At 59.5% G+C, this 1,281-nt stretch carries 1 protein-coding gene; it reads left to right on the top strand.

Going from position 1 to position 1,281, the window contains the following annotated elements:
• Positions 1–69 precede the first annotated feature (69 nt).
• A protein-coding gene (locus AB0O81_RS13965) for an IS3 family transposase (RefSeq protein ID WP_363585276.1) occupies positions 70–1,244 on the top strand; the annotation gives its coding sequence in 2 pieces (ribosomal slippage) (positions 70–346 and positions 346–1,244; 1,176 coding nt in all).
• The last annotated feature ends 37 nt before the right edge of the window (positions 1,245–1,281 follow it).

Raw genomic sequence — 1,281 nt, 5'->3', positions numbered from 1 at the left:
GGGTCTGCTGAAGGTTTGGTTGACTCCTGTCCGCTTCCCGCGAGGGTGGCGAGATCGGAATAATTGATCATGATGAGGTATTCGGAAGAGTTCAAGCGGGACGCGGTCGCTTTGGTGCGCCAGAGCGGTTCGCAGCGACAGGTATGTCGTGATTTGGGGGTATCAAAGTCAGCCCTATCGAAGTGGGTGAGTGATGCCGACCGCACCGATCAGGGCCTGCCGTTGCCCAGGGATGTATCGACGGCGGAAGATGCGCAGATTCGTGAGCTGATCAAACGCAATCGTTTGCTGGAGCAGGAGAACGAGGTGTTGAGGCGGGCCGCGGCATATTTGTCGCAGATCCATATCGCGCCCCCAAAATAGTGTTCCCGCTCGTCCAGGAGATGGCCGCGCCCGATGCCCTGGTGAGGGTGCCGGTCGCGGTGGCGTGCAGGGTGTTGGGTTTTTCGAAGCAGGCGTTTTACCAGTGGGTGAAACGTCCTGTCTCGGCGCGAGAAGTTAATGAGCGGTACCTCATCGACGTGTTGCGTGCTCTGCACGACGATGATCCTGAAGGCGGGTATCGGGTTCTCGCGGACGATCTCCGCGATCTCGGCCACGAGGTCTCTGAACGGCGTGTGTGGCGGCTGTGTAAAGTCGCGGGAATCCGCTCCACGATCGTTTCCCGCAAGACCCGTTACCGGTCAGCAGGCGAGCCGGTCGGCGACGATCTCATCATGCGTGATTTCACCGCTGACATGCTGGACGAGAAATGGCTCGTCGACATCACGGAACACTGGACGAGCGAGGGCAAGCTCTACGTGTGCGCGTTCAAAGATGTGTGCTCCAGGCGGATCGTCGGGTACGCGATCGATTCAAGAATGAAAGCGTCGCTTGCCGTCAGAGCGCTTCACAACGCGGTGCTGTCCCGTGGGTTTCCCCGTGGAGTAATCGTTCACAGTGATAGGGGAAGCCAATTTCGGAGCAGGAGTTTCCAGCAAGCTTTGCGCCGCCACGGGCTACGCGGGTCGATGGGCAGAGTCGGGGCGTGCGGTGATAACGCCGCCATGGAGAGCTTTTTCAGCCTGCTGCAGAAGAACGTACTTGACCGGCAAATCTGGGCTACGCGCGCCGAACTGCGCCTCGCGATCGTGTCATGGATCGAGGGGAAGTATCATCGCAAACGACGCCAACGCGGACTCGGGCGGCTCACACCGGTCGAGTTCGAGACCATAATGAGAACCGCGGTCGACCTGGTCGCGTAGACAAGAAACCCGAGTCAACCAAACCTTCAGCAGACCC

This window comes from Microbacterium sp. NPDC076911, assembly GCF_040687125.1.
GTDB lineage: Bacteria > Actinomycetota > Actinomycetes > Actinomycetales > Microbacteriaceae > Microbacterium.
Note: the sequence above shows the minus strand (reverse complement) of the source record. Positions and strands in the feature narration are given on the sequence as shown.